We start from the raw sequence: 25,466 nt of genomic DNA, 5'->3' as shown, positions 1-25,466 counted from the left end.
GTGATAGCGTGGGGACCATGATGGGAGATGCACCAAGCCCTGTCCGCGTTGTCGTCCTCGGCGGCGGCACGGCGGGATGGATGACCGCGGCGGGGGTGGCCAAGCTGCTCCCCGGCATCGCCAGCGTCCAGCTGGTCGAGAGCGAGGAGATCGGCATCGTCGGGGTGGGGGAGGCGACGCTTCCCCACATCCGCGGCTTCGTCGAAAAGCTCGGGATCGACGAGGCGGCCTTCATGAAAGCCACCCACGCGACCTACAAGCTCGGGATCGACTTCCGCGATTTCGGCCGGATCGGCGAAAGCTACATCCACCCCTTCGGCTCTTTCGGCGAGGAAGTGGCCGGTGTCGGCTTCCACCACTGGTGGCTCGAGCTGTCCCGCCACGGCATGGCGCGCGAGATCGGGGACTATTCGCTGGCAGTGGCGGCGGCCAAGGCTAACCGATTCCGCCCGCCCGCGCAGGACGACAGCCTCGCCTCGACCTATGGCTACGCCTACCAGTTCGACGCGACGCTGTTCGGCCCCTTCATGCGCGACTTCGCGCGCGGCATTGGGGTGGAGCGGCACGAGGGCCGCGTGGTCAGCGTCGAGCGCGACGGGCCAAGCGGCAATGTCACCGCGCTGATCCTTGCCGATGGCCGCCGGATCGAGGGCGATCTGTTCGTCGATTGCTCGGGCTTCCGTTCGATCCTGCTGGGGCAGGAGCTGGGCGAAGAGTGGGAGGACTGGACGCACTGGCTCCCCTGCGACCGTGCCGCCGCGATGCCCTGCACCCATGCGACGCAGGACCTGCGCCCCTACACCACGGCCACCGCCATGCCCGCAGGCTGGCGCTGGCAGATCCCGCTCCAGCACCGCATGGGCAACGGCTATGTCTTCTCCTCGGCGCACATCACCGAGGAACAGGCCTGCGAGGCGATTATCGCGGCTGCCGAGGGCACGCCGCTGGCAGACCCCCGCATCCTCAAGTTCCGCCCCGGCCGCCGCTCGCGCTCGTGGAGCCACAATGTCGTCGGCGTCGGGCTGGCGAGCGGTTTCCTCGAACCGCTGGAATCGACCTCGATCTACCTCGCCCAGATGGCGATCACCTATCTGATCGAGCTGTTCCCGGTGGGCGGCACCATCGACCCGCGCGACCGCGACGAGTTCAACCGCCTGGTCGACATGGAATATGACCGCGTGCGGGACTTCCTGATCCTCCACTACCACGCCACCACCCGCGACGATTCCGAGTTCTGGAACCACGTGCGCACGATGCAGGTGCCCGACAGCCTCGCCGGCAAGCTCGAGCTGTGGCGCAGGGCGGGGCGGATCGAGAAGTATTCCGACGGGCTGTTCTACGATGCAAGCTGGATCGCGGTCTACGTGGGGCAGGGGATGATGCCCGAGGCCCATGATCCGCGCGCGGCGATGATCGCGCCCGATGCCCTGGTGCGCGCCACCGAGCGTCTGCGGATGGCGGTGACGGGCGAAGTCGCGACCATGCCCGGCCACCGTGACTACCTGATGCGCGAAGCCGCACGCCTCGCCGAAGCGGCATGAGCTTGCCCCGCGAGCCGATGCGCCGCGTCGTCGTCGCGGGCGGCGGGCAGCTTGGCGTGATCGCCGCCATTGCGCTGCGCCGTGCGCTGCCTGCCACCGAAGTGGTCGTGATCGGCACTCCGCCGAGCCCCGCCGCCTTCGCCGATACCTCGGTGACGGCGATGCCCTTCACCAACAAGCTGCACGACCGGCTGGGGATCGACGAGGAGCACATCGTCACCCGCGCGGGCGGCTCCTACCGTCTGGTCACGCGCTATGCCGGATGGGACGGGGAGGGGCCGGGCGGCGTCGTTGCCTATGGCGAGGCGCTCGATCCCGCCCTGAAGACCGCCTTCGCGCGCGACTGGGGCGCGGTGCGGCTGCCGGGCGCGGGCGCGCCGCCGGCGGGGAGCCTTGCCGAAGTGCTCGCCGCCGCGGGCCGGTTCGCACCACCCCCGCCGGGCGAGCCGACGCCGATCTCCTCGGTCGACTACGCCCTGCGCTGGAACCCCGCCGCCTACCGCGCCCTGCTGATCGCGCAGGCCGAGGCGCTCGGGATCGGCTATGTGCAGGGGACGATCGACCGGCTCGAACCGGGCGAGGGCGACGCTATCCGCGCCATCGGCATTGCCGGGCAGGGGATGATCGAGGCCGACCTGTTCCTCGATTGCAGCGGGCCGCAGGCGAGCCTCCTCGCCGCGCACCCGCGCTTTGCCTTCACCGACTGGTCGGCCACCCTGCCGACGCGGCACGTCTACCTTGCCGCGCCCGCTGCGCCGGTGCTCGCGCTGGAGGATCGCCTCACCCTGACCCGCGCGGGCTGGGTGAGCGAGGTCGCGGGGCTCGACGGGCTGTACCGGATGCTCGGCACCCCCGCGCCGCTCCCGCGCGCTGAGGTCGAGGCGCTGCTGGGCGGGCGGGCGATGGGCGCTGTTGCGCTGACCCCCGGCCGGGCCGAAGCGCCGTGGATCGGCAATATCGTCGCGCTGGGCGATGCCGCCGCGCGCTTCGAGCCGCTGGGGCCGCTCCACCTCGATCTCGCCCACCGCCAGCTCGCGCTGCTGATCGAGATGCTGCCGGGCCGCGACATCGCCCCGCTCGAGCGCGACGAATACAACCGCCGCTCGGTGCTGATGATGGAGGGCGTCCACGAAGTGCTCGCCATGCACTTTGCCGGCCCTGCCGCGCAGGCGGTGTTCGGCGCGCGCGACTTGCTGGGGCGGGTGGCGGCGGTGATCGACCAGTTCGCAAGGCGCGGCCGCATCCCGTTCCGCGAGGAGCTGCCCTTGCTGGGGCAAGAGCAGTTCGCGCTGCTCGTCGCGCTCGGCTGGAGCCCGGGCCTGCCGCCTGCTGCCCACGCCGCCGATGCCGCGATCGAGGCGCGCGCCCGTGCGGCCTTCGAAGCCGAAGCGCAGGCCGCGCTCGCCTTTGCGCCGCCCTACGACCAGTGGCTCGCCCGCGCCTTGCAGGCTAAAGCGAGTTCCGGATGATCTCTTTCATCTGCGCGAACAGCCCGCGCGAGGGCGGGCCGATCACGCCCTTGGCATGGGGCGGCAGATGCGCCGAAGGATCGCCCGCGCTCTCGAACACGTAGTAGTCGATGATCCCGCGCCACACGTCCTTCTGTTCGGGCGGCAGGTGGCGGAAGGCGAGCATGGCGTGGAGCAGCGCCTCGTAGGGGCTGCCGATCCCGTCGGGCTGGCCGGGCGTCCACCAGTAATTGACCAGCATCGAGACCGGCGAGAGGCTCTCGACCGCGTGCCACCAGCCATAGGGAATATAGATCGCGTCCCCCGGTTGGAGCGTCCCCGATTGCGCGTGCTGCGCAGCCTCGGCGAAGCGCGGGTAGCGAGCAAGGTCGGGGGCGTGGGGATCGACCATGCTCACCGGAATGCCCGCCGGGGTCAGCTCGAAGGGGCCGGGGTAGAGGTTGTCGATATCCTCGGGCGGAAACAGCGTGAACCGCCGCTCGCCCGCTACGCAGCAAGCGACATTCTCCTTGGCGTCGTAATGCGTGCCGACCTGGATGCGGTTGCCGATCCAGATCTTGGCCGGGACATCGGGCAGCAGCGCCAGCCGGTTGTCGCGCACGAAGCCGGGGAGCAGGCTTGCAAGGTCCTCCGATTGCACCGCCATCGCGGGCGGATCGGGCATCGCGGCGACCTGCCCGAGGTCGCGCAGGAACACCTCGAAGCGCCCGCTCGCGCGGACGAAGTTGAGGCGGCTCATGTCGGGCGTGTAGAAGAACCGCCCGCGTTCCGAGGGCGGGGCGGCGATGGCCTGCACCGGGCGGGCCGAGGGTTCGCGGGTGAGGTAGGCGATGATCGCAGCGTCGCCTTCGCGCGCCGCGGCGACCGCGGGCCAGTCCGCTACCAGGCCGCGCAGCACCACCGGGCGCGCGGCGGCGCGGATCGCGGCGAAGGCCGCCGCATCGACCGGGCCGGTCACTTCTACAAGCGGGGCGGGAGCGGGAAGACCGGTCACGCGGTGAGGTAATCCGACGGCGCAATCGCTCCGCCATTCTGGCGCAGGAATTCCGCCTGCGTGGGCAGCTGCGCCGCGGTCTGCGCAATCGCGCCGCGGATATGGGCGAGGCGCGTTGTAGTCTCCTGCGCGTCGAGCATCCATGCGGCGGGATGATAGCCCTGCGGCTCGACCCCCTGGCTCAGCATCACTGACAGCCAGCTGTCCTCGGTGAACAGCTCGTTGTTCTCGCGGATGATCCGGCCCGAGGAGCGGAACAGCTCCAGCTTGTCGGCCAGACTGTCGGGCGGGGGGAGGTTGCGGCAATAGCGCCAGAACTCGGAATCGTCCCGCTCGCTCGCACGGTAATGCAGCACGAGGAAATCGCGGATGTTGCGATATTCGCGCGCGGTCTCGAGGTTGAAGCGCCCGATCTCGACGGGCGAGAAGCTCGTATCGGGAAACAGCGCCATCAGCCGCGCGATGCCCGATTGCACGAGGTGGATCGAGGTCGATTCAAGCGGTTCGAGAAAGCCGCCCGCAAGGCCGAGCGCGACCACGTTCTTGTCCCATGTCCGCGCGCGGTGGCCCGCGGTGAAGGCAAGCTGGTTGGGATCGGCGAGCGGCTTGCCGTCGAGGTTCGCCAGCAGCAGATCGGTCGCTGCCTGACGGTCGATATGGGCCGAGGAGAACACATGCCCGTTGCCGATGCGGTGCTGGAGCGGGATGCGCCATTGCCATCCGGCGGGTCGTGCGGTGGAGCGGGTGAGCGGCTCGTTCGCGCCGCCCAGCTCGCAGGGGATCGCCACCGCGCTGTCGCAGGGCAGCCACTTGCTCCAGTCGGTGAAGGGGACGCCCAGCGTCTGCCCCAGCAGCAGCGAGCGGAAGCCCGAGCAGTCGATGAACAACTCGCCCGCGATTTCGCGCCCGTCTTCGAGCACGACCGAGGTCACGAAGCCGGTCTCGCTGTCCTGCTGCACGCGCGTGATCCGCCCCTCGACCCGCACCGCGCCCGCGCTTTCCGCATAGCGCCGCAGGAAGCGGGCATAGCGTCCCGCATCGAACTGGAAGGCATAGGACAACTTAGAGAGGGGCGAGCGCGGATTGTCGGGGCGCGGCCAGCCGAACCTGCCGGCCTTGGCCGCGACCGCCGCAATCGAATAATCGTCGATCCGCGCGGTCTCGCCCAGCTGTGCCCCGCGCAGGAAGAAGTGCTGGAACTCGATCCCCAGCATGTCGAGCCCGAAGCTGCCGAAGGGGTGGACATAGCTGTGCCCGGGGCGCAGCCAGTCGACGAATTCGATGCCCAGCTTGTAGGTCGCGCGGGTCTCGCGCATGAATTCCATCTCGTCGAGGCCGAGCAGACGGTTGAAGCCGATGATCTGCGAGATCGTCGCCTCGCCGACGCCGACCGTGCCGATGACCTCGCTTTCGACCAGCGTGACCGACAGCCCCGGCATTGCCCCGAGCACGCGGACCATCGCGGCCGCCGTCATCCATCCGGCGGTGCCGCCGCCGACAATGACGATCTTGGTGACGGGCGGGGCGCTCATGCCACCACCTGCTGCGGCATCACCGGTGCCTCGTGCCAGCTGCCCGACTGGCGCAGGAAATCCTCGTGCGAGGGCAGCCTTGCGGCGACATCGGCATAGGCCGCGCGCATCTGCGCCATCGCGGCGGCTACCTTGGCCTCATCCAGAGTGTCGACGATCGGGTCATGCGTCTCGGGCCAGATGTTCTGCCCCAGCATCACCGCGATCCAGCTCGGCTGGGCGAAGAGCTCGGCATTTTCGCGCAGCACCCGCCCGCGATGCTGCCACAGCGCCATCTTGCGGGCGAGGCTGTCGGGGATGCTCATGTGCTTCACATAGCGCCAGAACTCGGAATCCTCGCGCTGGGTCGCCTTGTAATGGAGGATGATGAAGTCGCGCACATCCTCGAACAGGTCGCGCATCCCGCGGTTGTATTCGTCGCGCTCGACCGGGTTGATCGGGGTGTCGGGAAACAGCGCGAAGAGGCGCTGGATGCCGTTCTGGATAAGGTGGATCGAGGTGGATTCGAGCGGCTCGATGAAGCCCGACGAAAGGCCCAGCGCCACGACATTGTGGTTCCACGCTTTTCGCCGCATCCCGGTGAGGAATTTGAGGCCGCGCGGCTCGCCGATGGGGGCGGCCTCGAGGTGGTCGAGCAGGATCTCGCGCGCCTCGGTCTCGCCCATGAAGGCGCTGGAATAGACGTGGCCGTTGCCGGTGCGGTGCTGGAGCGGGATGCGCCATTGCCACCCGGCGGAATGGGCGGTCGAGCGGGTGAAGGGATCGGGCGGGCCGCGCCTGGCGCTGGGCACCGCGAGCGCGCGGTCCATCGGCAGCCAGTGGCTCCAGTCCTCGTAGCCGGTTTCCAGCGCCTCCTCGATCAGCAGGCCGCGGAAGCCCGAGCAATCGATGAAGAGGTCGCCCGCGATTGTGGCGCCGCTCTCCAGCGTGACGCTGGCGACATTGCCGGTCTCGCCGTCGCGGGTGACGTGGGCAATCGTGCCCTCGATGCGGGTGACGCCCTGACATTCTGCGAGGCGGCGCAGGAAGGCGGCATAGAGCCCGGCGTCGAAGTGATAGGCATAGGCGATCTCGCGCACGACTGACTGCGCGGTAGCGGCGGGCCGGGCGAATCGGCCCATGCGCGCCGCCGCTGTGCTCATCGAATAGGCGCCGATATCGCCTGCGACAGCCGCGCCCGAGCGCGCGTGTTCGCGCAGCCACAGCTGGTGGAAGGCGATGCCGTGGAGCGACTGGCCGTATTCGCCGAAAGGATGGAAATAGCGGTCGCCGATGCGGCCCCAGTTGACGAAATCGATCCCCAGCTTGGCCGTGCCGCGCGTCTCGCGCAGGAATTCGGCCTCGTTGATGTCGAGCATCGCATTGAAAGAACGGATCGGCGGGATCGTCGCCTCGCCCACGCCGACGGTTCCGATGGCATCGGATTCGATCAGCGTAACCGTGCGCTGGCCGTCGTTGAAAAAGCGCGAGAGTGCTGCGGCCGCCATCCAGCCGGCGGTACCGCCGCCGACGATCACGACCCGCGCGAGCCGTCCCGCGTTACCGATACCATTGCTCTCTCTCATCCCGTTCCGATCCTATCGCAGCGGGGCGTTGTTGGCAAATTGCCACACTTCCCCTGCAAAAATGCGCAGGCCTATTGTCAAGGCTCCCCACCCTCGATAAGCCATGCTCCCACAACAGGGCAAGCTATCTGCGAATAAATGATAGCGCTAACATGGGGAGGGATCTTATGCGCACTTCGATGCAGCCTCACGGCGTTCGGGCGGGTGGCCGCCAGCCGTGGTACAAGAGCGCGCTGCGCGCGGGGGCTTCCGTCCTCGTCGTCAGCAGCGCCATCGGCGCCAGCGCTGCCTACGCACAGGACCAGGCCGAAGCCGGAGCGCAGGACACCGCCACGGTCGAAGAGCCCGAGGGCGAAATCATCGTCAGCGGCCTGCGTGCCTCGCTCGCCAACGCCCAGAACGTGAAGCGCAACGCCGATACCGTCGTCGACGCGATCACCGCGCAGGACATCGGCGCGCTGCCCGACCGCTCGGTGACCGAAGCGCTCCAGCGCGTCCCCGGCGTCGCCATCAACCGCTTCGCCGGCTCGAACGACCCCGACCACTTCTCGGTCGAAGGTTCGGGCGTCGTCGTGCGCGGTCTCAACTTCGTGCGTTCGGAATTCAACGGCCGTTCGGCCTTCGCCGCCGGTGTGGGCGGGCAGGCGCTGAACTTCGCCGACGTCCCAGCTGAATTGCTCGGCTCGGTCGTGATCAGCAAGAACGCCACCGCCGAGACGATCGAGGGCGGTCTTGCCGGGACGGTCAACCTCAACACCCGCAAGCCGTTCGACAACAACGGCCTCAAGGTCGCCTTCTCGGCGGAAGCCAACTACGGCGACTTCCGCAAGGAATGGACGCCGACCCTGTCGGGCCTGATCAGCAACACCTGGGACACCGACAAGGGCCGCTTCGGCCTGCTCGCCAGCGCCTCCTATTCGCGCATCAAGAGCCGCGCGGACGGCTTGCAGATCGCCAACTACCAGACCCGTGACGGCACGCTGGTGAACGCCGCCAACACCGATGGTGTGCGCGTCTGCCGCAATCCGCTGCCGAGCGGTTCCAACACCTTCACCCTGCCGCCCGCGGGCGCGGCCTGCGGCAACTTCGGCGCTGCCGGGGCCGACGGCTTTGCCGATTACGCCGCGAGCCGCGTCGCCCCTGTCGGCGGCCAGTTCCGCACCCAGGAATTCGACCGCGAGCGCAACGGGATCGCGGTCTCGGGCCAGTTCGAATCGATCGACGGCAAGACCCTGATCACGGCCGAGTTCATCCGCTCGTCCTCGACCAACAAGTGGGGCGAATACACCTTCGAAACCGCCCCTGACCTTGCCGAGTATTCGACCTATCCGCTCGGCTGCCAGCAGAACGATGCCGGTCCCAACCGCATCAATCCGGGCGGCACGCTGGGCGATCCCACCGCGCGCGCGCAGTGCCCGGTCGGCGGTTTCACCGACTACATCTACAACGAGGACGGCCTGTTCCAGTCGGGCTACATCGTCAACGCCTCGAACGGCTGGCGCGGCAACCCGGGCACCTCGCCCTTCGTGCCGATCGGCGGTCTGCAGCAGTCGCTCGCCCGCCGTCAGGTTGAGGACAAGATCACCAACGAGGACTACTCGATCAACCTGCGCACCGAGCTGACCGACCGCTTCACGGTCGAGATCGACGCGCAGTACGCCACCTCGCGCAAGCAGAACCTCGACTTCAGCGTCTTCGGTTCGTCCTTCGCCGACCAGGAGCTCGACATCTCGGGTGGCCTGCCGGTGATCATCCCGCACAAGCCGCAGTTCCTCGGTTACACCTGGTCGACCCCGGACGCAGCGCTCGCCAATGCGACAGACGAGCAGTACTTCACCGATCCGCGCTTCCAGTTCTGGCGGGCGGCGATGGACCACATCGAAGACTCGACCGGCAAGCAGTACGCCTTCCAGGCCGACATGGCCTACGAGTTCGACGACGACTCCTTCCTGCGCAAGGTGAAGTGGGGCGCGCGCTATCAGGACCGCGACCAGACCGTCCGCTATACCACCTACAACTGGGGGATGCTGAGCGAGACGTGGTCGGGCAACCGTCCGGTCAACTTCGCCGACACCCCGGCGGATTCGAGCGTGCGCTACGATTTCCCGAACTTCTTCCGCGGGCAGGTCGCAGGCCCTCCGGGTGCGTTCTACTACGGCGGTGACCTGACCGGGGACTATGCCGGCTCGGTCGCCTTCTTCCAGTCGGTCCAGGGGCAGGCCCGCGCACTCGGCGCCTCGCCCACCTGGGTGCCCGCCGCCGCGCGCCAGAATGCCCTGACCGGAACGCCCTATCTCCCGGGCGAAATCCAGCCGATCGCCCAGCAGGACTCGGCCGCATACCTCCAGCTCGAATTCGGCAGCGACGATCTGCTCGGGCCGGTGCGCCTGTCGGGCAATATCGGTCTGCGCTATGTCGATACCTCGATCCGGTCGGAAGGCTCGATCGGGGTGCCGAGCCAGCAGGCGCTCAACATCCAGGATCCCTTCTCGGTCCGCTGTGCTGCCGTGGTGCCGCCCGGCGCGCCTCCCGGCACGTTGCCGCAGACGCCGGGCGGGGTCTGCAACCTCGGCGCGGCGGGCTACGCTCAGCTCCAGACCTTTGCGGGCAACGGCGCGAGCGCGTTCGACGTCGCCAATGTCAGCTATGATTTCTGGCTGCCGAGCCTCAACCTGAAGTTCGGCCTGTCGGAGGACGTGATCCTGCGCTTTGCCGGATCGAAGGTGCTGACCCGGCCGGACAACTCCTATGTCCGCAACTTCCTCAATATCGGTCTGGGATCAAGCGGGGAGCTGACGGCCGAAGCGGGCAACCCCTTCATCAAGCCGGCCACCGCATGGCAGTTCGACATCAGTGCCGAATGGTATTTCGACACGGTCGGCTCACTCACGCTGAACGGCTTCTACAAGGACATCAGTGACTTCTTCTATCAGGAGATCACCCGCCGCGAAGTCACCAGCAACGGGATCACCCGCGAAGTGCTGGTGCGCGGTCCGGCGAACTTCGGTGGCAAGGGCAAGATCAAGGGCTTCGAGCTGGCCTACCAGCAGACCTACGACTTCCTGCCCAAGCCGCTCGACGGGCTCGGGGTGGCGGCCAATTACACCTACATCAAGTCGAGCGGCCTGCCGAACACCTTCCTCAACACCGGCGAGCCGGTGAACCCGTCGACCGTGCCGCCGGGCAATCTCCCGCTGGAGCAGCTCTCGAAGCACAACATCAACGCCACGGTGTTCTACGAGAAGGGCCCGATCAGCTTGCGTGCGGCCTACAACTGGCGTTCGCGCTTCCTGCTGACCCCGGCGGACGTGATCTTCCCGTACTACTCGATCTTCAACGAGGCGACCGGGCAGCTCGATGCGTCGATCTTCTTCAACGTCACGAAGAACATCCGGGTCGGCGTGCAGGGCGTGAACCTGCTCGACGAGATCACCAAGACGACCCAGGCCTATACCGGCAACCGCGAGAACCTCGCCCCGCGTTCGTTCTTCATGAACGACCGGCGCTTCTCCTTCATTGTGCGGGGCAACTTCTAAGGCTCCCCGCTGCAGGAAGCGAGCTCCCCAGGGAAAGGGCTCTCCGGCACACGCCGGGGGGCCCTTTTCTCATTGTCCGTTGTGACGGAGCGCCGCTGCGTGTGACGGGCGCAAAAAAAGAGGCCCGGGACTGGCCCGGGCCCTCAGGGGGAAACCGTCGGCGAGAGGATCAGCCGGCGGCAGTGAACACGTTGGCGAGCGCGGTGCGCAGCGGCTTGGCGCGATAGGAACTGTCGTAAGGTGTGCCGCGCACTTCCAGCCCGTCGTCGCGCTTCGAAGGTCCGAAGCCCTGGAGCCAGTTGAACCGGTCGACCATGCCCCACGCCAGCACGTCGTCGAGATGCGCGGCGTAATCGAACATCACCTCGAAATAGCGCCGCGCGAAATCAGCGACCTTGGCGTCGCGCGTGGCGATGTCGGCGGGGAGCGCCTTGTCCTTCACGTCGAACTCGGTGACGAGCAGGCGGTAGCCCATGCCGGTCACCTCGTCGAGGAACCGCCGCCACTCGCGCTCGGCATAGGGGCCGACGCCGGTGGCCGGATCGATCGCGAAGATCTCGATATGCGACTGGATCCCCAGCGCATCGACCGGGGTGCCGCGCTTGCGGAAACCTTCGAGCAGGCGCAGCACGTCGGCACAGTGCCGCGCGTGCTGCGGCTCCCAGCTCATGTAGTCGTTGTAGACCAGCTGTGCCTTGGGGTCCTCCGCGCGGGCGGTGTGGAAGGCGAGGTCGAGCACCGCTTCGGGGCTGCCCATCGCGCGGCTGAGGCTGGTCTCGATGGTGGCATTGCGATCATGGTCGATCGCCTCGTTCACCACGTCATAGCTGGCGATGATGCCCTTGTAGCGGCGCATCACGGTCTGGATATGCTCGGTGAGGATGCGCTCGGCCTCCCGCACCGGCGTGGCGCCGAAATCGTAGGTGTTGAGCCAGTTCGGGAACCACTGCGGGCGGTGCCACAGCAGGGTGTGCCCGCGCACCGCGAGCGCATTGGCCTGCGCCCAGCGGACGATCTCGTCCATCCTGTCGAAGCTGTAGACCGTCGGCGCGGGGCGCACGGCCTGCCACTTCATCTCGTTCTCGGGCACGACGATGCCGCATTCGCCCTTCACGATGGCCGTGTAGTCCGGGTTCTGGATCGAGCCGGCATTGGTCGTCCCGGGGGTCGAGGCGATCGCGCTGCCGAAGCGGCGCTTGCCCTTGGCCGCGAGCGTGTTGAGCCCCGGCACCGGCGCGCCGACGGGGCCGGCGGGCGGGGCGGGGGGCGTGCTGACGGGCGCCGGAGCGGGAGACGACCCGCCGCCACCGCAAGCCGCCAGCTGCAATCCCGCCAGCGTCGTGCCCATCACTTCCAGTGCATGGCGGCGCGTGATCGTCACGGGCGCACCTCCAGCTTGACGGTCTGGAGCTCGGCCGAGTTGGCACCGGTCATGATCGCGAAGGTGCCCGGTTCGGTCACGCGCTTCATGTCTTCATTCCACATGGCGAAGGCGCGCGGTTCGATGGCGATCGCAACGTCACGGGTCTCGCCCGGTTGCAGGGTCACGCGCTTGAAGCCGACCAGTTCCTTGACCGGCCGCGTGACCGAGCTGATCTCGTCGCGCAGGTAGACCTGCACCACCTCGTCGCCCGCGCGCTTGCCGGTATTGGTGACCCGCACCGTCACCGTCACGCCGTCACCCGGCTTGATGGTGCTTGCGGAGAGCACCGGCGGGGCGAGGCTGAAGGTGGTGTAGCTGAGGCCCCAGCCGAACGGGAACAGCGGCGTCACCTCGTCGAACAGGTAGCCGCGCCGCGCCGAGGGCTTGTAGTTGTAGAAGTTCGGCAGCTGGCCGACATTGCGCGCGGTCGAGACCGGCATCTTGCCGCCGGGGTTGACCTTGCCGGTCAGCGCATCGGCAATTGCGGTGCCCTGCTGCTCGCCCGCATACCACGTCTCGAGGATCGCATCGGCCTCGGCGGCGATGGTCGGATAGCTCGGCGGGCGGCCGTTGATGAGCACCACCACGACCGGCTTGCCGAGCGCCTTCATCGCCTTGAACAGCTCGTTCTGCTCCCCCACCAGATCGAGGCTGGTGCGATCGCCGAGGTGATTGGCGGCCCAGCCTTCGCGGCTGGTCTTCTCGGTATCGCCGATGAAAAGGACGATGGTGTCGGCGGCCTTGGCCACCTCGACCGCCTCGGCAATGCGCTGGCGGTTCTTCTCGGGGTTGGCGAGCACGACCTTGTCGTCCCACCAGTCGCTGTCGCCATCGATGATCTCGACACCCAGCGCGTGGACGACATTCGCCTTGCCCGCCACTGCTGCGCGGATGCCTTGAAGCGGCGTGACGCTCGCGCGCGGCTCGCCGTAATAGCCGCCGAGGCGGGCGACGTCGGCATTGGGGCCGATCACCGCGATGGTTGGCTTCTTCGCCGAAGGGCTGTCGGGCAGAGCCAGCGGCAGCGCGCCGTTGTTCTTGAGCAGCACCAGCGAGCGGTCCGCCGCCAGCTTGGCGAGCGCGACGCCGGCCGGGCCGTTCGAGGTTTGCGCCTTGGCGGCATCGGGCCAGGGGTTCTCGAACAGGCCGGCGTTGAACTTCATGGTGAGCAGGCGGCGCACGGCATTGTCGATCGCCGCCATTGGCACGCGGCCTTCCTTGACGCTCGCGGCGAGGTTCTTGAAGCCCGCGCCTTCGGGCAGGTCGACATCGACGCCCGCCTTCAGCGCGATCTCGCCCGCGCCCGCGAAATCGGGGGCGATGTGGTGGATGCGGGCCATGTCCTCGATGGCGTAGTAGTCCGAGACGACCGCGCCCTCATACCCCCACTCGCCGCGCAGCACGTCCTGCAGCAGCCACTTGTTCGCGTGGCTCGGCACCCCGTCGATCTCGTTGTAGCTCGCCATCACCGCGTCGATCTTGGTGCGCTTCACCACCTGTTCGAACGGCGGGAAGAACATCTCGCGCAGCGTGCGCTCGCTGATCTGGGCGGGGGCGACGTTGTTGCCGCTCTCGGGCTGGCCGTGGCCAGTCATGTGCTTGAGGGTCGCCATCACCTTGCCCGGCGCGAGCTTGCGGGTGGTGCCGCTGCCCATCAGCCCCTCGACCGAGGCAACGCCCATCTCGCCGACGAGGAAGGGGTCCTCGCCGAAGGTTTCCTCGATGCGGCCCCAGCGCGGGTCACGCGCGACGTCCACCACGGGGGAGAGGACCAGGTGGACGCCGCGCGCGCTGGTTTCCTCGGCGATCAGCGCGTTGATGTCGCGGATCAGGTCGGGGTCCCAGCTGCTCGCAAGGCCGATCGCCTGCGGAAAGGCGGTCGCGTCCTTGGCGGCAAGGCCGTGGAGCGATTCCTCGTGGAACAGGATCGGAATGCCGAGGCGGGTCTTCTCCATCGCCCACTTCTGCGCGGCGATCACATAGGCGACCGAATCGGCGATGTTGCGCCGCCCGATCTGGCGCGGCGAGCCGGGGCCGGAGCGGTCCGAGGGCCGCGCGATCTGGCCGATCCCGTCGGGATAGACGCTCGCGGCCTTGGCGGGATCGAACACGTCGCCTTCGCCCTGGATCGCCTTCTTGCTGTCCCACACGGTGATGATCTGGGCGATCTTCTCTTCCAGCGTCATGCGGGCGAGCAGGTCCTCGACGCGCTGTTCGACGGGGAGGTTTGCGTTCCAGTAGGGCGCGTCCTTCATCGCGCGCACGACCTTGATGGCGGCGGGCTTGTTCTGCGCTTGAGTCGCTTCGCCCGCGACCATGCCGAACGCCGCCAGACACACGCCAGCCGCCAGCGCGGCCCGCTTGATCCCCTTCATGTGATGTCCCTCTCCTGCCACGCCGGCTTGACTGCCCGGCCAACTGTGGTAGCGCTACCATGATGAGAGGGAGAGGGCTTGTCAACCGGCTTGCTGTGATTGTTGCTGCGCTGCTGGCGGCGGCCCCTCTGCATGCGGAGGACGGCTACGCCCTGTGGCTGCGCCATGCGCCGCTCGAGGGTGAGGCGCTTGCGGCCCTGCGCGCCGAGGCGCCGATCGTGCCAGTAATCGTCGACCGCGCGGACAGTCCGACACTCGCAATCGCCGAGACCGAACTGCGCCGCGGGATCGCCGGTCTGCAAGGGCACGACCGTCCGCGACTCACCGCCGATTCGACCGAAATCATCCTCGATTGCGGCACAACGCGCGGGGACGGCGCGGCGGGCTTCGTGATCGCGCCCGAACGGATCGAGGGCCGCCGCGCGGTGCGGATCGCGGCGGCGGATCATGTCGGCTGCCTCTATGGCAGCTTCGCGCTGCTGCGCGCTTTGGGGGAGGGCACACCGCTGTCCGAAATCCGGCGCGACGAGGCCCCCGCCATGCCGCTCCGGATGCTCGACCACTGGGACAACCCCGATGGCCATGTCGAGCGCGGCTATGCCGGCCGCTCGATCATCGACTGGTGGCACCTGCCCGATAAGCTCGACCCGCGCCTCGTCGACTATGCCCGCGCCAATGCCAGCATCGGCATCAACGCCGTCGCGGTGAACAACGTCAACGCCAAGGCCTTCATGCTGGAGCCGCGTTACATCGCCAGGCTCGCGCGGCTGGCCGACGCATGGCGGCCCTATGGCATCCGCGTGTTCCTCTCCGCGCGCTTTTCCGCGCCGATGGAGCTGGGCGGGCTTCCCACCGCCGACCCGCGCGATCCCGCCGTCAAGGCATGGTGGCAGGCCAAGGCGGACGAAATCTACGCCGCCATCCCCGATTTTGGCGGGTTTCTGGTGAAGGCGAACAGCGAAGGCCAGCCCGGCCCGCAGGACTATGGCCGCAGCCATGCCGAGGGCGCCAACATGCTCGCCGCTGCCCTCGGAGACCGGGGCACGGTGATCTGGCGCGCCTTCGTCTACAGCCCCGAGGACACCAGCGACCGCACCGCGCAGGCCTATGCCGAGTTTCAACCGCTCGACGGGCAGTTCGCCCTCAACGTCATCCTTCAGGTCAAGAACGGCGCGCTCGATTTCCAGCCGCGCGAGCCGTTCCATCCGCTGTTCGGGGCCATGCCCAGGACCCGCGTGATGCTCGAGGCGCAGATCACCCGCGAATATCTCGGGCAGGCGAGCGGGATCGCTTACCTCGCGCCGCTGTGGAAGGAGGTGCTGGAGGCGCAGACAGGGCGGGGCGGCAGCGTCGCGCAGATCACCGCGCCGGTCGGCATGGCCGGCGTCGCCAATGTCGGATCGGACCGCAACTGGACGGGCACGCATTTCGATGCCGCCAACTGGTACGCCTTCGGCCGACTTGCGTGGAACCCCGCGCTCTCGTCCGAAGACATCGCCCGCGAGTGGGCGGCGCAGACCTTCACGCGCGACGATCAGGCGCTCGGCACCATCGCCGCGATGATGCTCGGGAGCCGCGAGACCGTGGTGGACTACACCGGCCCGCTCGGCCTTGCGCATCTGATGGGCACCGGACACCACTATGGCCCCGCGCCTTGGGTGTGCGATCTCGGGCGGGCGGACTGGAACCCCTGCTATTACCACCGCGCCGACAAGGGCGGGATCGGGTTCGACCGGACGGCAGCGGGCTCCAAAGCGCTGGCGCAATATGCTCCCGCCATCGCCGCAAACTGGAGCGATCCTGCCACCACCGACCCGCGCTACCTGTTGTGGTTCCACCACCTGCCGTGGAGCCACCGCCTGCCCTCGGGCCGCACGCTGTGGGAGGAACTCGCCGCGCGGTATGACGCGGGTGTCGCAGGGGTGGACCGCATGGCCGCCGCCTGGGCGAGCCTCGCCCCCGCCATCGATGCCGAACGCCACGCGGCCATCACCGCCGACCTCGCGATCCAGCGCAAGGAGGCCCGCTGGTGGCGCGATGCCTCGCTTGCGTACTGGCAATCGGTCAATGGCCTCGCGCTTCCACCTGGCACCGCACCGCCGGCCGAGCCGCTCGCCGCCTACAAGCTGCGGGCTTTCCCCGAGGCACCCGGCCAATGAGACGCGCCCTCACGCCGCCGATGATAGCGCATATCATCCAGCTTGCCGCCACTCGGTCCGTCGCAGTATGGCCCTCGCCATGACCAAGCAGGCCGAACCGCTCGCCCAATCCGCAACCCCCGGTCGCAAGCGCGCCGCCCGGCGTTCCAACGCCGCGCCCACGATTACCGATGTCGCGCGCGAGGCGCAGTGCTCGCCGATGACGGTGAGCCGCGTGATCAACGGCGAGGAGAACGTGCGCGAGGACACCAAGCAGAAGGTGCTGGGGGCGATTGCCAAGCTCAACTATGTCCCCAACCGCGCGGCCCGATCGCTCGCGGCGGGATCGCAGCTGCGCATCGCGCTGCTGTTCGACAACCCCTCGGCCTCCTACCTCTCCGAGTTCCTGATGGGCGCGCTGGACGAGGCGAGCCGGCGCGACATCTATCTCGTGGTGCAGGCCTGCGAGGACACGGCCGAAGCGCAAAAGGTCATCAAGAAGCTGCTCGACGGCGGGATCGAGGGCTACATCCTCCCCCCGCCGCTGTGCGACGACCAGAGCGTGCTCGATCTGATCCGCTCGAGCGGCGGGATCGCGGTCGCGGTCGGCCCGGGCCGCGCGAGCGGCAGCCACGGGGCGGTGCTGATCGACGAGTTCCAGGCCGCCTACGACATGACGCGGCACATCATCAGCCTCGGCCATGAACGCATCGGCTTCATCATCGGCAACCCCGAACAGGTCGCCTCGGGCCGCCGCCTGCTGGGCTATCGTTCGGCGATGAAGGACGCCGGGCTTCCGATCGACGAGAGCCTGATCGCGCAGGGGCAGTTCACCTACCGCTCCGGCATGGTCGCGGCCGAGAAGCTGCTCGGCATCGCGCATCCGCCGACGGCGATCTTCGCCTCGAACGACGACATGGCCGCCGCCACCGTCGCGATGGCGCACCGCCGCCATCTCGACGTGCCCAACGACATCACGGTCTGCGGCTTCGACGATACCGAGCTGGCGAGCTCGATCTGGCCCGAGCTCACCACCATCCGCCAGCCGATCCGCGAGATGACCGCCGAGGCCGTCGCGATGATCGCCCGCGTCCACAAGCAGCGCCCGCGCGCCGCGCGTGCCAAGGCCGAGCAGCTGACGCTCGCCTACCAGCTGATCCGCCGCAATTCCGACGCGGGGCCCAGCCTTGCGTCCTCCTTCAGTAAGCCACCCGGGACTTCATGACAGACAAAGCCTCACCCCGCCGCCTGCGCTCGCGCGACTGGTTCGACAACCGCGAACGCATGGACATGACGGCGCTCTATCTCGAACGCTTCATGAATTACGGGGTGACGCCCGAGGAACTGCAAAGCGGCAAGCCGATCATCGGCATTGCGCAAAGCGGCAGCGACCTTTCCCCCTGCAACCGCATCCATGTCGATCTCGCCAAGCGCACGCGCGACGGGATCCGCGATGCGGGCGGGATTCCCATCGAATTTCCCGTCCACCCGATCTTCGAGAACTGCCGCAGGCCGACCGCGGCGCTCGACCGCAATCTGCTCTATCTCGGCCTCGTCGAACTGCTCAACGGCTATCCCTTGGACGGCGTGGTGCTGACCACGGGCTGCGACAAGACCACGCCCTCGCAGATCATGGCGGCCTCGACCGTGGACATCCCCGCCATCGTCCTGTCCGGCGGCCCGATGCTCGACGGCTGGCACGAGGGCGAGCTGGTCGGCAGCGGCACCGTCATCTGGCGCAGCCGCAGGAAGCTCGCTGCGGGCGAGATCGACGAGGACGAATTCCTGAACCGCGCCACCAGCAGCGCGCCCTCTGCCGGGCACTGCAATTCGATGGGCACGGCGAGCACCATGAACGCGGTCGCCGAGGCGCTGGGGCTCTCGCTCACCGGCTGCGCCGCGATCCCCGCGCCCTATCGCGAGCGCGGGCAGATGGCCTATCGCACCGGCCGCCGGATCGTGGAGATGGTGCTCGAAGACCTGAAACCCTCCGACATCCTGACGCGCGAGGCCTTCGAGAACGCGATCGCCACCGTCAGTGTCATCGGCGGCTCCTCCAACGCGCAGCCGCACATCATGGCGATGGCCGCCCATGCGGGGGTGCCGCTCGAGACCGGGGTGTGGCAGGCGCATGGCTATGACCTGCCGCTGCTCGTCAACATGCAGCCTGCGGGCAAGTATCTGGGCGAGCGCTTCCACCGCGCAGGGGGCGTGCCCGCGGCGATGTGGGAGCTGCTGCAGGCGGGCAAGCTCCACGGCGAGGTGCTGACCTGCACCGGCCGGACGATGGCCGAAAACCTCGCCGGCGCCGAAAGCCCCGACCGCGAGATGATCCGGCCCTTTGCCGAACCACTGATCGACAAGGCGGGGTTCATGGTGCTTTCGGGCAACCTGTTCGACTTCGCGATCCTCAAGACCAGCGTGATCGGCGAGGCCTTCCGCGCCCGCTATCTCTCGCGCCCCGGCTCAGAGGGCGTGTTCGAGGCGCGCGCGATCGTGTTCGACGGGTCGGACGATTACCACCACCGCATCAACGACCCTTCGCTCGCGATTGACGAGGACTGCATCCTCGTCATCCGCGGCTCGGGCGTGATCGGCTGGCCGGGGAGCGCCGAGGTCGTCAATATGCAGCCGCCAGACGCGATGATCCGCGCCGGCAAGCCGTGGCTGCCGACGCTCGGCGACGGGCGGCAATCGGGGACGAGCGACAGCCCCTCGATCCTCAACGTCAGCCCCGAAAGCGCGGTCGGCGGGGGGCTCAGCTGGCTGAGGACGGGCGACATCATCCGTGTCGATCTCAACCAGAGGCGCTGCGATGCGCTGGTGGACGAGGCCGAAATCGCCCGCCGCCGCGCGGAGGAGACCATCCCGCCGGTGCCCGAAAGCCAGACCCCGTGGGAGGAGCTCTACCGCGAGAAGACCGGGCAGCTCGCCGAAGGGGGCGTGATGGACTTCGCGCTCAAGTATCGCGGCACGGCGCGCAAGCTGCCGCGGCACAACCATTGAGGGGAACGGATATGCGCCTGCTGCTACCGCTCGCCGCGCTCCTCGCCGCCGCGCCGCTCGCCGCCGAGGACGCGCCCGGCAGCAACCCGCTGTTCCGCGACCGCTTCACGGCCGATCCGGCCCCGCTGGTCGTCGGCGACACGCTGTGGCTCTACACCAGCCACGACGAGGCGGCCGATGGCGAGATGTTCAACATGAAGGACTGGCTCGTCTGGTCGACCACGGACATGCGCCACTGGACCGCGCACCCGCCGATCATGAAGCTCACGGACTTCGCATGGGCCTCGCACGATGCCTGGGCGGTGCAGGTGATCCAGAAGCACGGCCGCTTCTGGATGTATGCGCCGGTCGAGCACGACAAGACCAAGCCGGGCAAGGCGATCGGCGTGGCCGTGGCGGACCGCCCCGAGGGGCCCTTCGTCGATGCCAAGGGCTCCGCGCTCATCAGCAACGACATGACCCCCAAGGGCACCCACAGCTGGGAGGACATCGACCCCACCGTCTTCACCGACGACGACGGCACCACCTGGATCGCGTGGGGCAACCGCCAGTGCTACATCGCCAAGCTCGGCGCGGACATGATCAGCATCGACGGGCCGATCACCGAGATCACCCCGCCGCATTTCGAGGAAGGGCCGTGGCTGCACAAGCGGGGCGGCCTCTACTACCTCACCTATGCCTCTCTGGACCGCAGCGACCACAAGGACGAGCGCATCTCCTATGCCACCGCGCCCGCGATCACAGGCCCGTGGACCTATCGCGGCGAGCTGACCGGGTCGGGGGAGGGGAGCTTCACGATCCACCCCGGCATCGCCGAGTTCAAGGGCCAGTGGTACATCTTCCTCCACAACGCGACGCTCACGGTGAACGGCCAGAAGGGCGCGATGGGGCGGCGCGCGGTAACGGCGGAGTATCTTGCCTATGACGAGAACGGGCTGATGCGCCGCGTCACCCAGACCAAAGCCGGGGTGACCGCCCCGCCGCCCTAGGCGGTAGCGCGGGCGATGTGGGTGCGGATCACGTCGAGCATCCCGGCATCGCTGTCGAACACCCCGTACCAGCCCTGGGGCTCGTGCGGGGGATCGCCCATATAGGCGCGGTCGCCGTCCCTGAAGCGGAAGTCGGGATGGGCGGTGCGCGCCTCGCCGTTCCACGCCCAGAAATTGCTGCCCGCGATCACGCCGCCATTGGCCCAACTGGCCTCGACCGCGCCGTAGATCAGGCGGTAGTAATCCTCGCGGAAATGCGTGCCGGCCGAGGGCGCATAGGCCTCGCCATCGCGGGGGAAGCCGAATTCCTCGATAACCAGCGGCTTGCCGAGATTGTCTGCGATGCGGACGTGATCGGCGATATAGGCTTCGACCTTGCGGCGGCCCTCGGGCCATGTGCCCGCCAGATCGTCGCCCTTCACCCAGCTCCAGTTCAAGGGCCAGATATGCGCCGTGACGTAGTCGATGGCGGCGTGCGCCTCGGCCACCAGTGACGCATCGCCATTGGTTGCCATCGTCCCTTCCTGTCCGAGGCTGACGAGGTGCTGCGGCGCGCCTGCGCGGATCAAGGCGGCGGTATCGGCGGCCCATGCGCAATAGGCCGCGCGGTTCGCGGCAATCGCGGCGTCGCTCCCGCCCGGGCGCGGTTCGTTGGCGAGCTGCCACGCCATGATCGCCGGGTCCTCGGCATAGGCAAGGCCGGTCACCGTGTTGCGCCGCCCGAGCAGCCGCGCGACATGCTCGCGGTAGCGCGCCACGGCGCTCCGGTTGGCATAGAAGGCCGCGGTCGCATCGGCGAAGGCGGGCCAGGGGTGCGCGGGATCGCCCATGTCGATGTAGCGCCCGGTGGAGCGGTGGAGCAGGGTTTGCAGGCCGCCCGACCACTCCCAGAAGTTCGAGAGCACCAGCACCGCGGTCATGCCGCGCTTGGCAATCTCGGCGAGTGCGAAGTCGAGCCCCGCGAGCAGCGCTGCGTCGATGCTGCCGTCGGCACGGGTGAAGCCGGGCTTGATCGAATTCTTCAGCGGGCCTTCTTCCGCCGCCGCCATGATCCGGAGGTTGTTGATCCCGAGCGCCGCCAGCCGGTCAAGCTCGCGCACCAGCCGCGCGCGGTCGCCATAGTCGGTATCGGCGCCGAGCCACGCCGCATACCACAGGTTCGCGCCGGTGATCCGGTAGGGCTTGCCGCCGCGCATCAGCTTCGTGCCCTCGCGCGTGACGAAGTCAGGGGAGGGCGCGGCGCTGGCGGCGTGTCCCCCGGCCGCCAGCGCCAGCGCGCCCGCCGCCGAACCCGCAAGGGTCTCGCGGCGGGTCAGCTTCACGGCTGGATCGCCAGCTCGAAGGCCGGGATCGGCATGCCCGCGCCATCGACGAGGTTGACCACCGGCGCATCGGCCCAGGCATAGCGCACACGGGTGGGCGTCATGCCGTCGGGAATGGCGAGCAGCAGCTGGCCGCCCTCGGCCCGTGCAATGACCCATTGGCAGGAGCCGGCCTCGGCACCGCACAGCTCCACGCCGAGCGGGATCGGCCCGCCCTCGACGGTGAGCGCGCCTTCGAGGCCGGTAAAGCTGACCGTGACCCTGCCGCCCTCGCGCACCGCGGTGGCGGGCATCGGCATCGCGCGGCCATTGAACGCCGCGGCCAGCCGCTTGCCGAGGTCGTTCTTGTTGGCGGGGTGGATGTCGGTCGGCTCGCCGATGTCGATCGCGGTGACGAGCGCGGCGTTGGCGTCGGCGGCAACGCCCTTGCGCTGCTCGTCACGCAGTTGCGCCCAGCCGGATTCGCCCGGAGCCGAGCGCCGCTCGCCGAAGTCGGCAAGCTGCACCACCAGCATCTTTGCCTGACTGCCGAACTGGCGGCGCCATCCGGAAAACAGGGTCTTGAGCTTGGCGTCATAGGCGGCTTGGCCGACATCGCTCTCGCCCTGATACCATGCGACGCCCGCGAGCTTCATCCTGCCCAGCGGCGCGATCATCGCGTTGTGCATCACGCCAAGGCCGGCATTGGCATCCCACGGCGCGCGCGGGGGCACGTCGGTGACGGCGGTCTGCGCGTATTCCCAATCCGCGCCCAGAGGCACCTTGCTGCCGTTCGCCGCGGTGAAGGCGAGGCCCTCGGGCCCGGCGAAGAAGCCGCCGGTGTCCCACATGTTGTTGGCGGCGATCAGGATCTCGTTCTTCCCCGCCTTCAGCAGCTTGGCGGGCACGCGATAGGTGCGCTCCACCCCCCAGCCGAAGGTGTAGCCGACCGGCTCGCCATTGACGAAGGTGAGATCCATGTCGTCGATCGCGCCGATCGCGAGGCTGCCTTCGCCCTTGGCCTGTTCGGGGGTGAGGGTGATGATCTTGCGCAGCCACACATTGGCGCGCGGATTGGTGTCGAGCCCGGTGCCCTTCCATTCGTTCCAGAAGGAGAACTTGGGGATCGGCTTCCAGTCGAGCAGCGCGGAGTTCTTCCACGGCTCGCGGCCGTTATCGGCCTTGCGCCACCAGTCGAACCACTTGGGCACGAAGGCGAGGGCGGCGGCATAGGGATCGCGGGCGTAAAGCTTCAGCAGATCGAGCTGGGCTGCCCCCTCGAGCTCGGCTGCGCCTTGTGGATCGTACCACGCGCGCGCGGCGCTGCCGCCCCAGTTCGAATGGATGAGGCCCACGGGAACCGCGGGGTCTTTCTTGCGCAGCGCCTTGGCCATGTAGAAGCAGGCGGCGGAGAATTCCGCGACGCTCTCGCTCGTCGCCGCCTTCCAAGCGAGCGGTGCGGCAAGCCGGGTCTGCGGCACCGGCGCGGTGGTCTTGGGGACCATCACCAGACGGATGCCGTCATCGCCTGCGAGCCGCAGCTGGTTCCAGACATCGAGCGCGCGATTGACCGAAAGTTCCATGTTGGACTGGCCGGCGCAGAGGAAAACATTGCCGATCAGGATGTTGTTGTAGGTTGTTGAGCCGCTCGGGTCGCTGATCGTCAGCGTGACGGGAGCCGCGCTGTTGGATTGTTGGGGAAGCGTGACGGAAAAGGCGCCAGAGGCGTCCGAAACCGCGCTCGCCCGGCTCTCGCCCAGCCTTGCCTCGACCTTGACCCCCGCCAGAGTGCGCCCGGACAGGGTCAGCTCGGTGCCGCTCTGGAGCACCATATTGTCCCCAAAACCGGCATCGAGCACCGGGTTGGAAAGTGCAGGGGAGGCTGCCAGCGTCGCAAGAATGGCGGGCAAGAGCTTGTAATGGCGGCGGATCATCCGAGCCTCGCGCGGGTCTGGGCAAAGCCTTGAACCGGCGCGGGGAAGGCGAACAGGCTCCCCGAAAGCGGCTTTGCGGCCATGTCCTGTTGGGTCATGTTCTTGGTGGCGGAGGTGACGTAGGCGGTTTTGAGGTCCGCCCCGCCGAACGCCATCTTGGTGATGTCGCGCGCGGGAATCGCGATGGTGGCGACCAGCGTTCCATCGGGCGCAAAGCGGGCGACATGCGAGCCGAGATAGAGCCCGGTCCAGACATGATCCTCGGCATCGACCACCGGGCCATCGGGATAGGCCTCGGGGAAGAGCGCGCCGGTGTCGGCGAACAGGCGGGCCTCGCCCACGCCTGCCTCTGACAGGTCGGCGACGAAGATCTTTTTCGCTGATGTATCCGTGAAATAGATGCGGGTGCCCGAGGCGTTGACCGCGGGGCCGTTGGTGATGGTGATCCCGCTCGGCCCCGCCGCGCGCACTTCGCCGCGGTCGAAAACGTAGAACCGGCCGGAGGGTGCGCTTTCCGCATCGTCCATCGATCCGAACCACACGCGGCCCCAGGGATCGGTGCAGGCATCGTTGAGGCGGTTGCCGGAGGGCTCTCCGGGAACGTCGCAAAGCTTTGCAAAGACGCCGCTTTCCGGCGCGAAGGTGTAGAGCCCGTCCTTGAGGCCGCAAAGCAGCGGGCCTTCCTCGGTCGGGATCGCCCAGCCGATCTGCGCCGGCGCCTCGGTATAGGCATTGCTGCCGCTCGCGGGGTCGAAGTGCCACAGCCGGTGGCGCTTGATGTCGACGAACCAGACGATCCCGCGCTCCGCATCCCACAGCACGCCTTCGCCCAGCTTGGCGTCGGCCGCGAGGACGGCGGTCACCTCGGGGGTCATCGCCATCCGGCATCCACCCAGTAATTGTGGCCCGTGCAGTAGCGGGCATCGTCGGAAGCGAGGAACAGCGCCATCGCCGCGATGTCGACCGGCTGGATCCGCCCGTCAAGGCATTGCGCCGCCACGATTTCCGCCTCGCCCTCAGGGGAGTACCACTTCATCTGGCGCGGGGTCTGGACGTTGCCGGGGACGATGGCGTTGACCCGGATATTGTCGCGCCCGAGCTCGCGCGCGAGGCTGCGGGTCAGCCCCTCGATCGCGGCCTTGGCGGTCTGGTAGACAACGAGGTCCTTCAGCCCGAGGTGCCAGCTGATCGAGCCCATGTTGACGATCGAGCCCCCGCCCGCCGCGCGCATCGCAGGCAGCACCGCCTTGGCAGCGAAGAACTGGTGCTTGAGGTTCACCGCCATCCGCTCGTCCCAATAGGCCGGGGTGATGTCGTCGAGGGTGTGCCGGTCATCGCTGGCGGCGTTGTTGATCAGCACATCGCACCCGCCGAGCTGGCTGAGCAAGGCGGCGATCTTCTGACCGTAATCATCGCAATCGGTGATGTCGCAGCGCAGGAAGCGGGGCGGGATCTCGGCATCCGCGAGCCGCCGCATCAGCGCCTCGCTCGGCGCGTCCTGGATGTCGACGAAGCCGACTGCCGACCCCTGCCGGGCGAAGGCTTCCACCATCGCCTCGCCGATGCCCGATCCGCCTCCGCTGACGATCACCCGCTTGCCCGTGAGGCTCGGATAGATCGCGCTGTGCACGCCGGCGCTGCTCGATTGCGCATCCAAGTTCCT

At 68.2% G+C, this 25,466-nt stretch carries 16 protein-coding genes; 7 read left to right on the top strand and 9 right to left on the bottom strand.

Annotated elements, in window-relative coordinates; genetic code table 11:
* Positions 1–17: 17 nt before the first annotated feature.
* Positions 18–1,541: a tryptophan halogenase family protein gene (locus BZF57_RS08070; protein WP_086736573.1), complete on the top strand. Its 1,524-nt coding sequence runs from the start codon at positions 18–20 to the stop codon at positions 1,539–1,541.
* On the top strand, positions 1,538–3,010 hold the full coding sequence (locus BZF57_RS08065; protein WP_086736571.1) for a tryptophan 7-halogenase: 1,473 nt from the start codon (positions 1,538–1,540) through the stop codon (positions 3,008–3,010). The genes BZF57_RS08070 and BZF57_RS08065 overlap by 4 nt, the downstream gene beginning before the upstream one ends.
* Here BZF57_RS08065 and BZF57_RS08060 read toward each other — a convergent pair.
* Genes BZF57_RS08060 through BZF57_RS08050 form a run of 3 tightly spaced genes read right to left on the bottom strand, consistent with a single transcriptional unit; the run spans position 2,991 to position 7,101 of the window.
* Complete coding sequence (locus BZF57_RS08060; RefSeq protein ID WP_086736569.1) at positions 2,991–4,004, bottom strand: cupin-like domain-containing protein; 1,014 nt, start codon at positions 4,002–4,004, stop codon at positions 2,991–2,993. The genes BZF57_RS08065 and BZF57_RS08060 overlap by 20 nt on opposite strands.
* Positions 4,001–5,536 carry a tryptophan halogenase family protein gene (locus tag BZF57_RS08055; RefSeq protein ID WP_086736567.1) on the bottom strand — a complete coding sequence of 512 codons (1,536 nt, stop codon included), beginning with the start codon at positions 5,534–5,536 and terminating at the stop codon, positions 4,001–4,003. Before BZF57_RS08055 ends, BZF57_RS08060 begins: the two co-directional genes overlap by 4 nt.
* Positions 5,533–7,101: a tryptophan halogenase family protein gene (locus BZF57_RS08050; protein WP_086736565.1), complete on the bottom strand. Its 1,569-nt coding sequence runs from the start codon at positions 7,099–7,101 to the stop codon at positions 5,533–5,535. The genes BZF57_RS08055 and BZF57_RS08050 overlap by 4 nt, the downstream gene beginning before the upstream one ends.
* Positions 7,102–7,268: 167 nt before the next feature.
* On the opposite strand from BZF57_RS08050, the gene BZF57_RS08045 reads away from it, so the two are divergent.
* Positions 7,269–10,637: a TonB-dependent receptor gene (locus BZF57_RS08045; protein WP_240505893.1), complete on the top strand. Its 3,369-nt coding sequence runs from the start codon at positions 7,269–7,271 to the stop codon at positions 10,635–10,637.
* Between the two features lie 169 nt (positions 10,638–10,806).
* On the opposite strand, the gene BZF57_RS08040 is transcribed toward BZF57_RS08045, so the two are convergent.
* Both BZF57_RS08040 and BZF57_RS08035 read right to left on the bottom strand, forming a co-directional pair.
* Positions 10,807–12,018, bottom strand: coding sequence for an endo-1,4-beta-xylanase (locus tag BZF57_RS08040; RefSeq protein WP_240505892.1), 1,212 nt, complete (start codon positions 12,016–12,018; stop codon positions 10,807–10,809).
* On the bottom strand, positions 12,015–14,435 hold the full coding sequence (locus BZF57_RS08035) for a glycoside hydrolase family 3 N-terminal domain-containing protein (protein ID WP_420810180.1): 2,421 nt from the start codon (positions 14,433–14,435) through the stop codon (positions 12,015–12,017). The genes BZF57_RS08040 and BZF57_RS08035 overlap by 4 nt, the downstream gene beginning before the upstream one ends.
* Positions 14,436–14,494: 59 nt before the next feature.
* On the opposite strand from BZF57_RS08035, the gene BZF57_RS08030 reads away from it, so the two are divergent.
* From BZF57_RS08030 to BZF57_RS08015, 4 genes are all read left to right on the top strand, one after another.
* Positions 14,495–16,594, top strand: a complete 2,100-nt coding sequence (locus BZF57_RS08030; protein ID WP_086736561.1) for an alpha-glucuronidase family glycosyl hydrolase — start codon at positions 14,495–14,497, stop codon at positions 16,592–16,594.
* Positions 16,595–16,673: 79 nt separating this feature from the next.
* Entirely contained in the window at positions 16,674–17,798 is a 1,125-nt protein-coding gene (locus tag BZF57_RS08025; protein WP_086737095.1) for a LacI family DNA-binding transcriptional regulator, read from the top strand.
* Positions 17,795–19,579, top strand: coding sequence for an IlvD/Edd family dehydratase (locus BZF57_RS08020; protein ID WP_086736559.1), 1,785 nt, complete (start codon positions 17,795–17,797; stop codon positions 19,577–19,579). Before BZF57_RS08025 ends, BZF57_RS08020 begins: the two co-directional genes overlap by 4 nt.
* Positions 19,580–19,590: 11 nt before the next feature.
* Entirely contained in the window at positions 19,591–20,568 is a 978-nt protein-coding gene (locus BZF57_RS08015; protein WP_086736557.1) for a glycoside hydrolase family 43 protein, read from the top strand.
* On the opposite strand, the gene BZF57_RS08010 is transcribed toward BZF57_RS08015, so the two are convergent.
* Genes BZF57_RS08010 through xylB form a run of 4 tightly spaced genes read right to left on the bottom strand, consistent with a single transcriptional unit; the run spans position 20,565 to position 25,433 of the window.
* The gene (locus BZF57_RS08010; protein WP_206073225.1) at positions 20,565–21,890 is read right to left on the bottom strand and encodes a glycoside hydrolase 5 family protein; all 1,326 of its coding nucleotides are present in this window, start codon (positions 21,888–21,890) and stop codon (positions 20,565–20,567) included. The genes BZF57_RS08015 and BZF57_RS08010 overlap by 4 nt on opposite strands.
* Positions 21,887–23,803, bottom strand: coding sequence for a sialate O-acetylesterase (locus BZF57_RS21510; RefSeq protein ID WP_086736554.1), 1,917 nt, complete (start codon positions 23,801–23,803; stop codon positions 21,887–21,889). Before BZF57_RS21510 ends, BZF57_RS08010 begins: the two co-directional genes overlap by 4 nt.
* Entirely contained in the window at positions 23,800–24,684 is an 885-nt protein-coding gene (locus BZF57_RS08000; protein WP_086736552.1) for an SMP-30/gluconolactonase/LRE family protein, read from the bottom strand. Before BZF57_RS08000 ends, BZF57_RS21510 begins: the two co-directional genes overlap by 4 nt.
* A complete protein-coding gene (gene xylB / locus BZF57_RS07995) occupies positions 24,675–25,433 on the bottom strand; it encodes a D-xylose 1-dehydrogenase (RefSeq protein WP_086737091.1) in 759 nt (252 codons plus the stop codon). The genes BZF57_RS08000 and xylB overlap by 10 nt, the downstream gene beginning before the upstream one ends.
* Between the last annotated feature and the right edge of the window lie 33 nt (positions 25,434–25,466).

Origin of the sequence: Erythrobacter colymbi (assembly GCF_002155685.1) — a bacterium.
GTDB lineage: Bacteria > Pseudomonadota > Alphaproteobacteria > Sphingomonadales > Sphingomonadaceae > Erythrobacter > Erythrobacter colymbi.
This window is presented reverse-complemented; position numbering and strand designations above follow the sequence as displayed.

Bases quoted from the DNA above. Each gene is read 5' to 3' on its own strand.
- BZF57_RS08045 (WP_240505893.1), top strand. From the start codon at position 7,269: ATGCGCACTTCGATGCAGCCTCACGGCGTTCGGGCGGGTGGCCGCCAG.
- BZF57_RS08065 (WP_086736571.1), top strand. From the start codon at position 1,538: ATGAGCTTGCCCCGCGAGCCGATGCGCCGCGTCGTCGTCGCGGGCGGC.
- BZF57_RS08000 (WP_086736552.1), bottom strand. From the start codon at position 24,684: ATGGCGATGACCCCCGAGGTGACCGCCGTCCTCGCGGCCGACGCCAAG.
- BZF57_RS08025 (WP_086737095.1), top strand. From the start codon at position 16,674: ATGACCAAGCAGGCCGAACCGCTCGCCCAATCCGCAACCCCCGGTCGC.
- BZF57_RS08050 (WP_086736565.1), bottom strand. From the start codon at position 7,101: ATGAGAGAGAGCAATGGTATCGGTAACGCGGGACGGCTCGCGCGGGTC.
- BZF57_RS08055 (WP_086736567.1), bottom strand. From the start codon at position 5,536: ATGAGCGCCCCGCCCGTCACCAAGATCGTCATTGTCGGCGGCGGCACC.
- BZF57_RS08015 (WP_086736557.1), top strand. From the start codon at position 19,591: ATGCGCCTGCTGCTACCGCTCGCCGCGCTCCTCGCCGCCGCGCCGCTC.
- BZF57_RS08035 (WP_420810180.1), bottom strand. From the start codon at position 14,435: ATGAAGGGGATCAAGCGGGCCGCGCTGGCGGCTGGCGTGTGTCTGGCG.
- BZF57_RS08020 (WP_086736559.1), top strand. From the start codon at position 17,795: ATGACAGACAAAGCCTCACCCCGCCGCCTGCGCTCGCGCGACTGGTTC.
- BZF57_RS08030 (WP_086736561.1), top strand. From the start codon at position 14,495: ATGATGAGAGGGAGAGGGCTTGTCAACCGGCTTGCTGTGATTGTTGCT.
- BZF57_RS21510 (WP_086736554.1), bottom strand. From the start codon at position 23,803: ATGATCCGCCGCCATTACAAGCTCTTGCCCGCCATTCTTGCGACGCTG.
- BZF57_RS08070 (WP_086736573.1), top strand. From the start codon at position 18: ATGATGGGAGATGCACCAAGCCCTGTCCGCGTTGTCGTCCTCGGCGGC.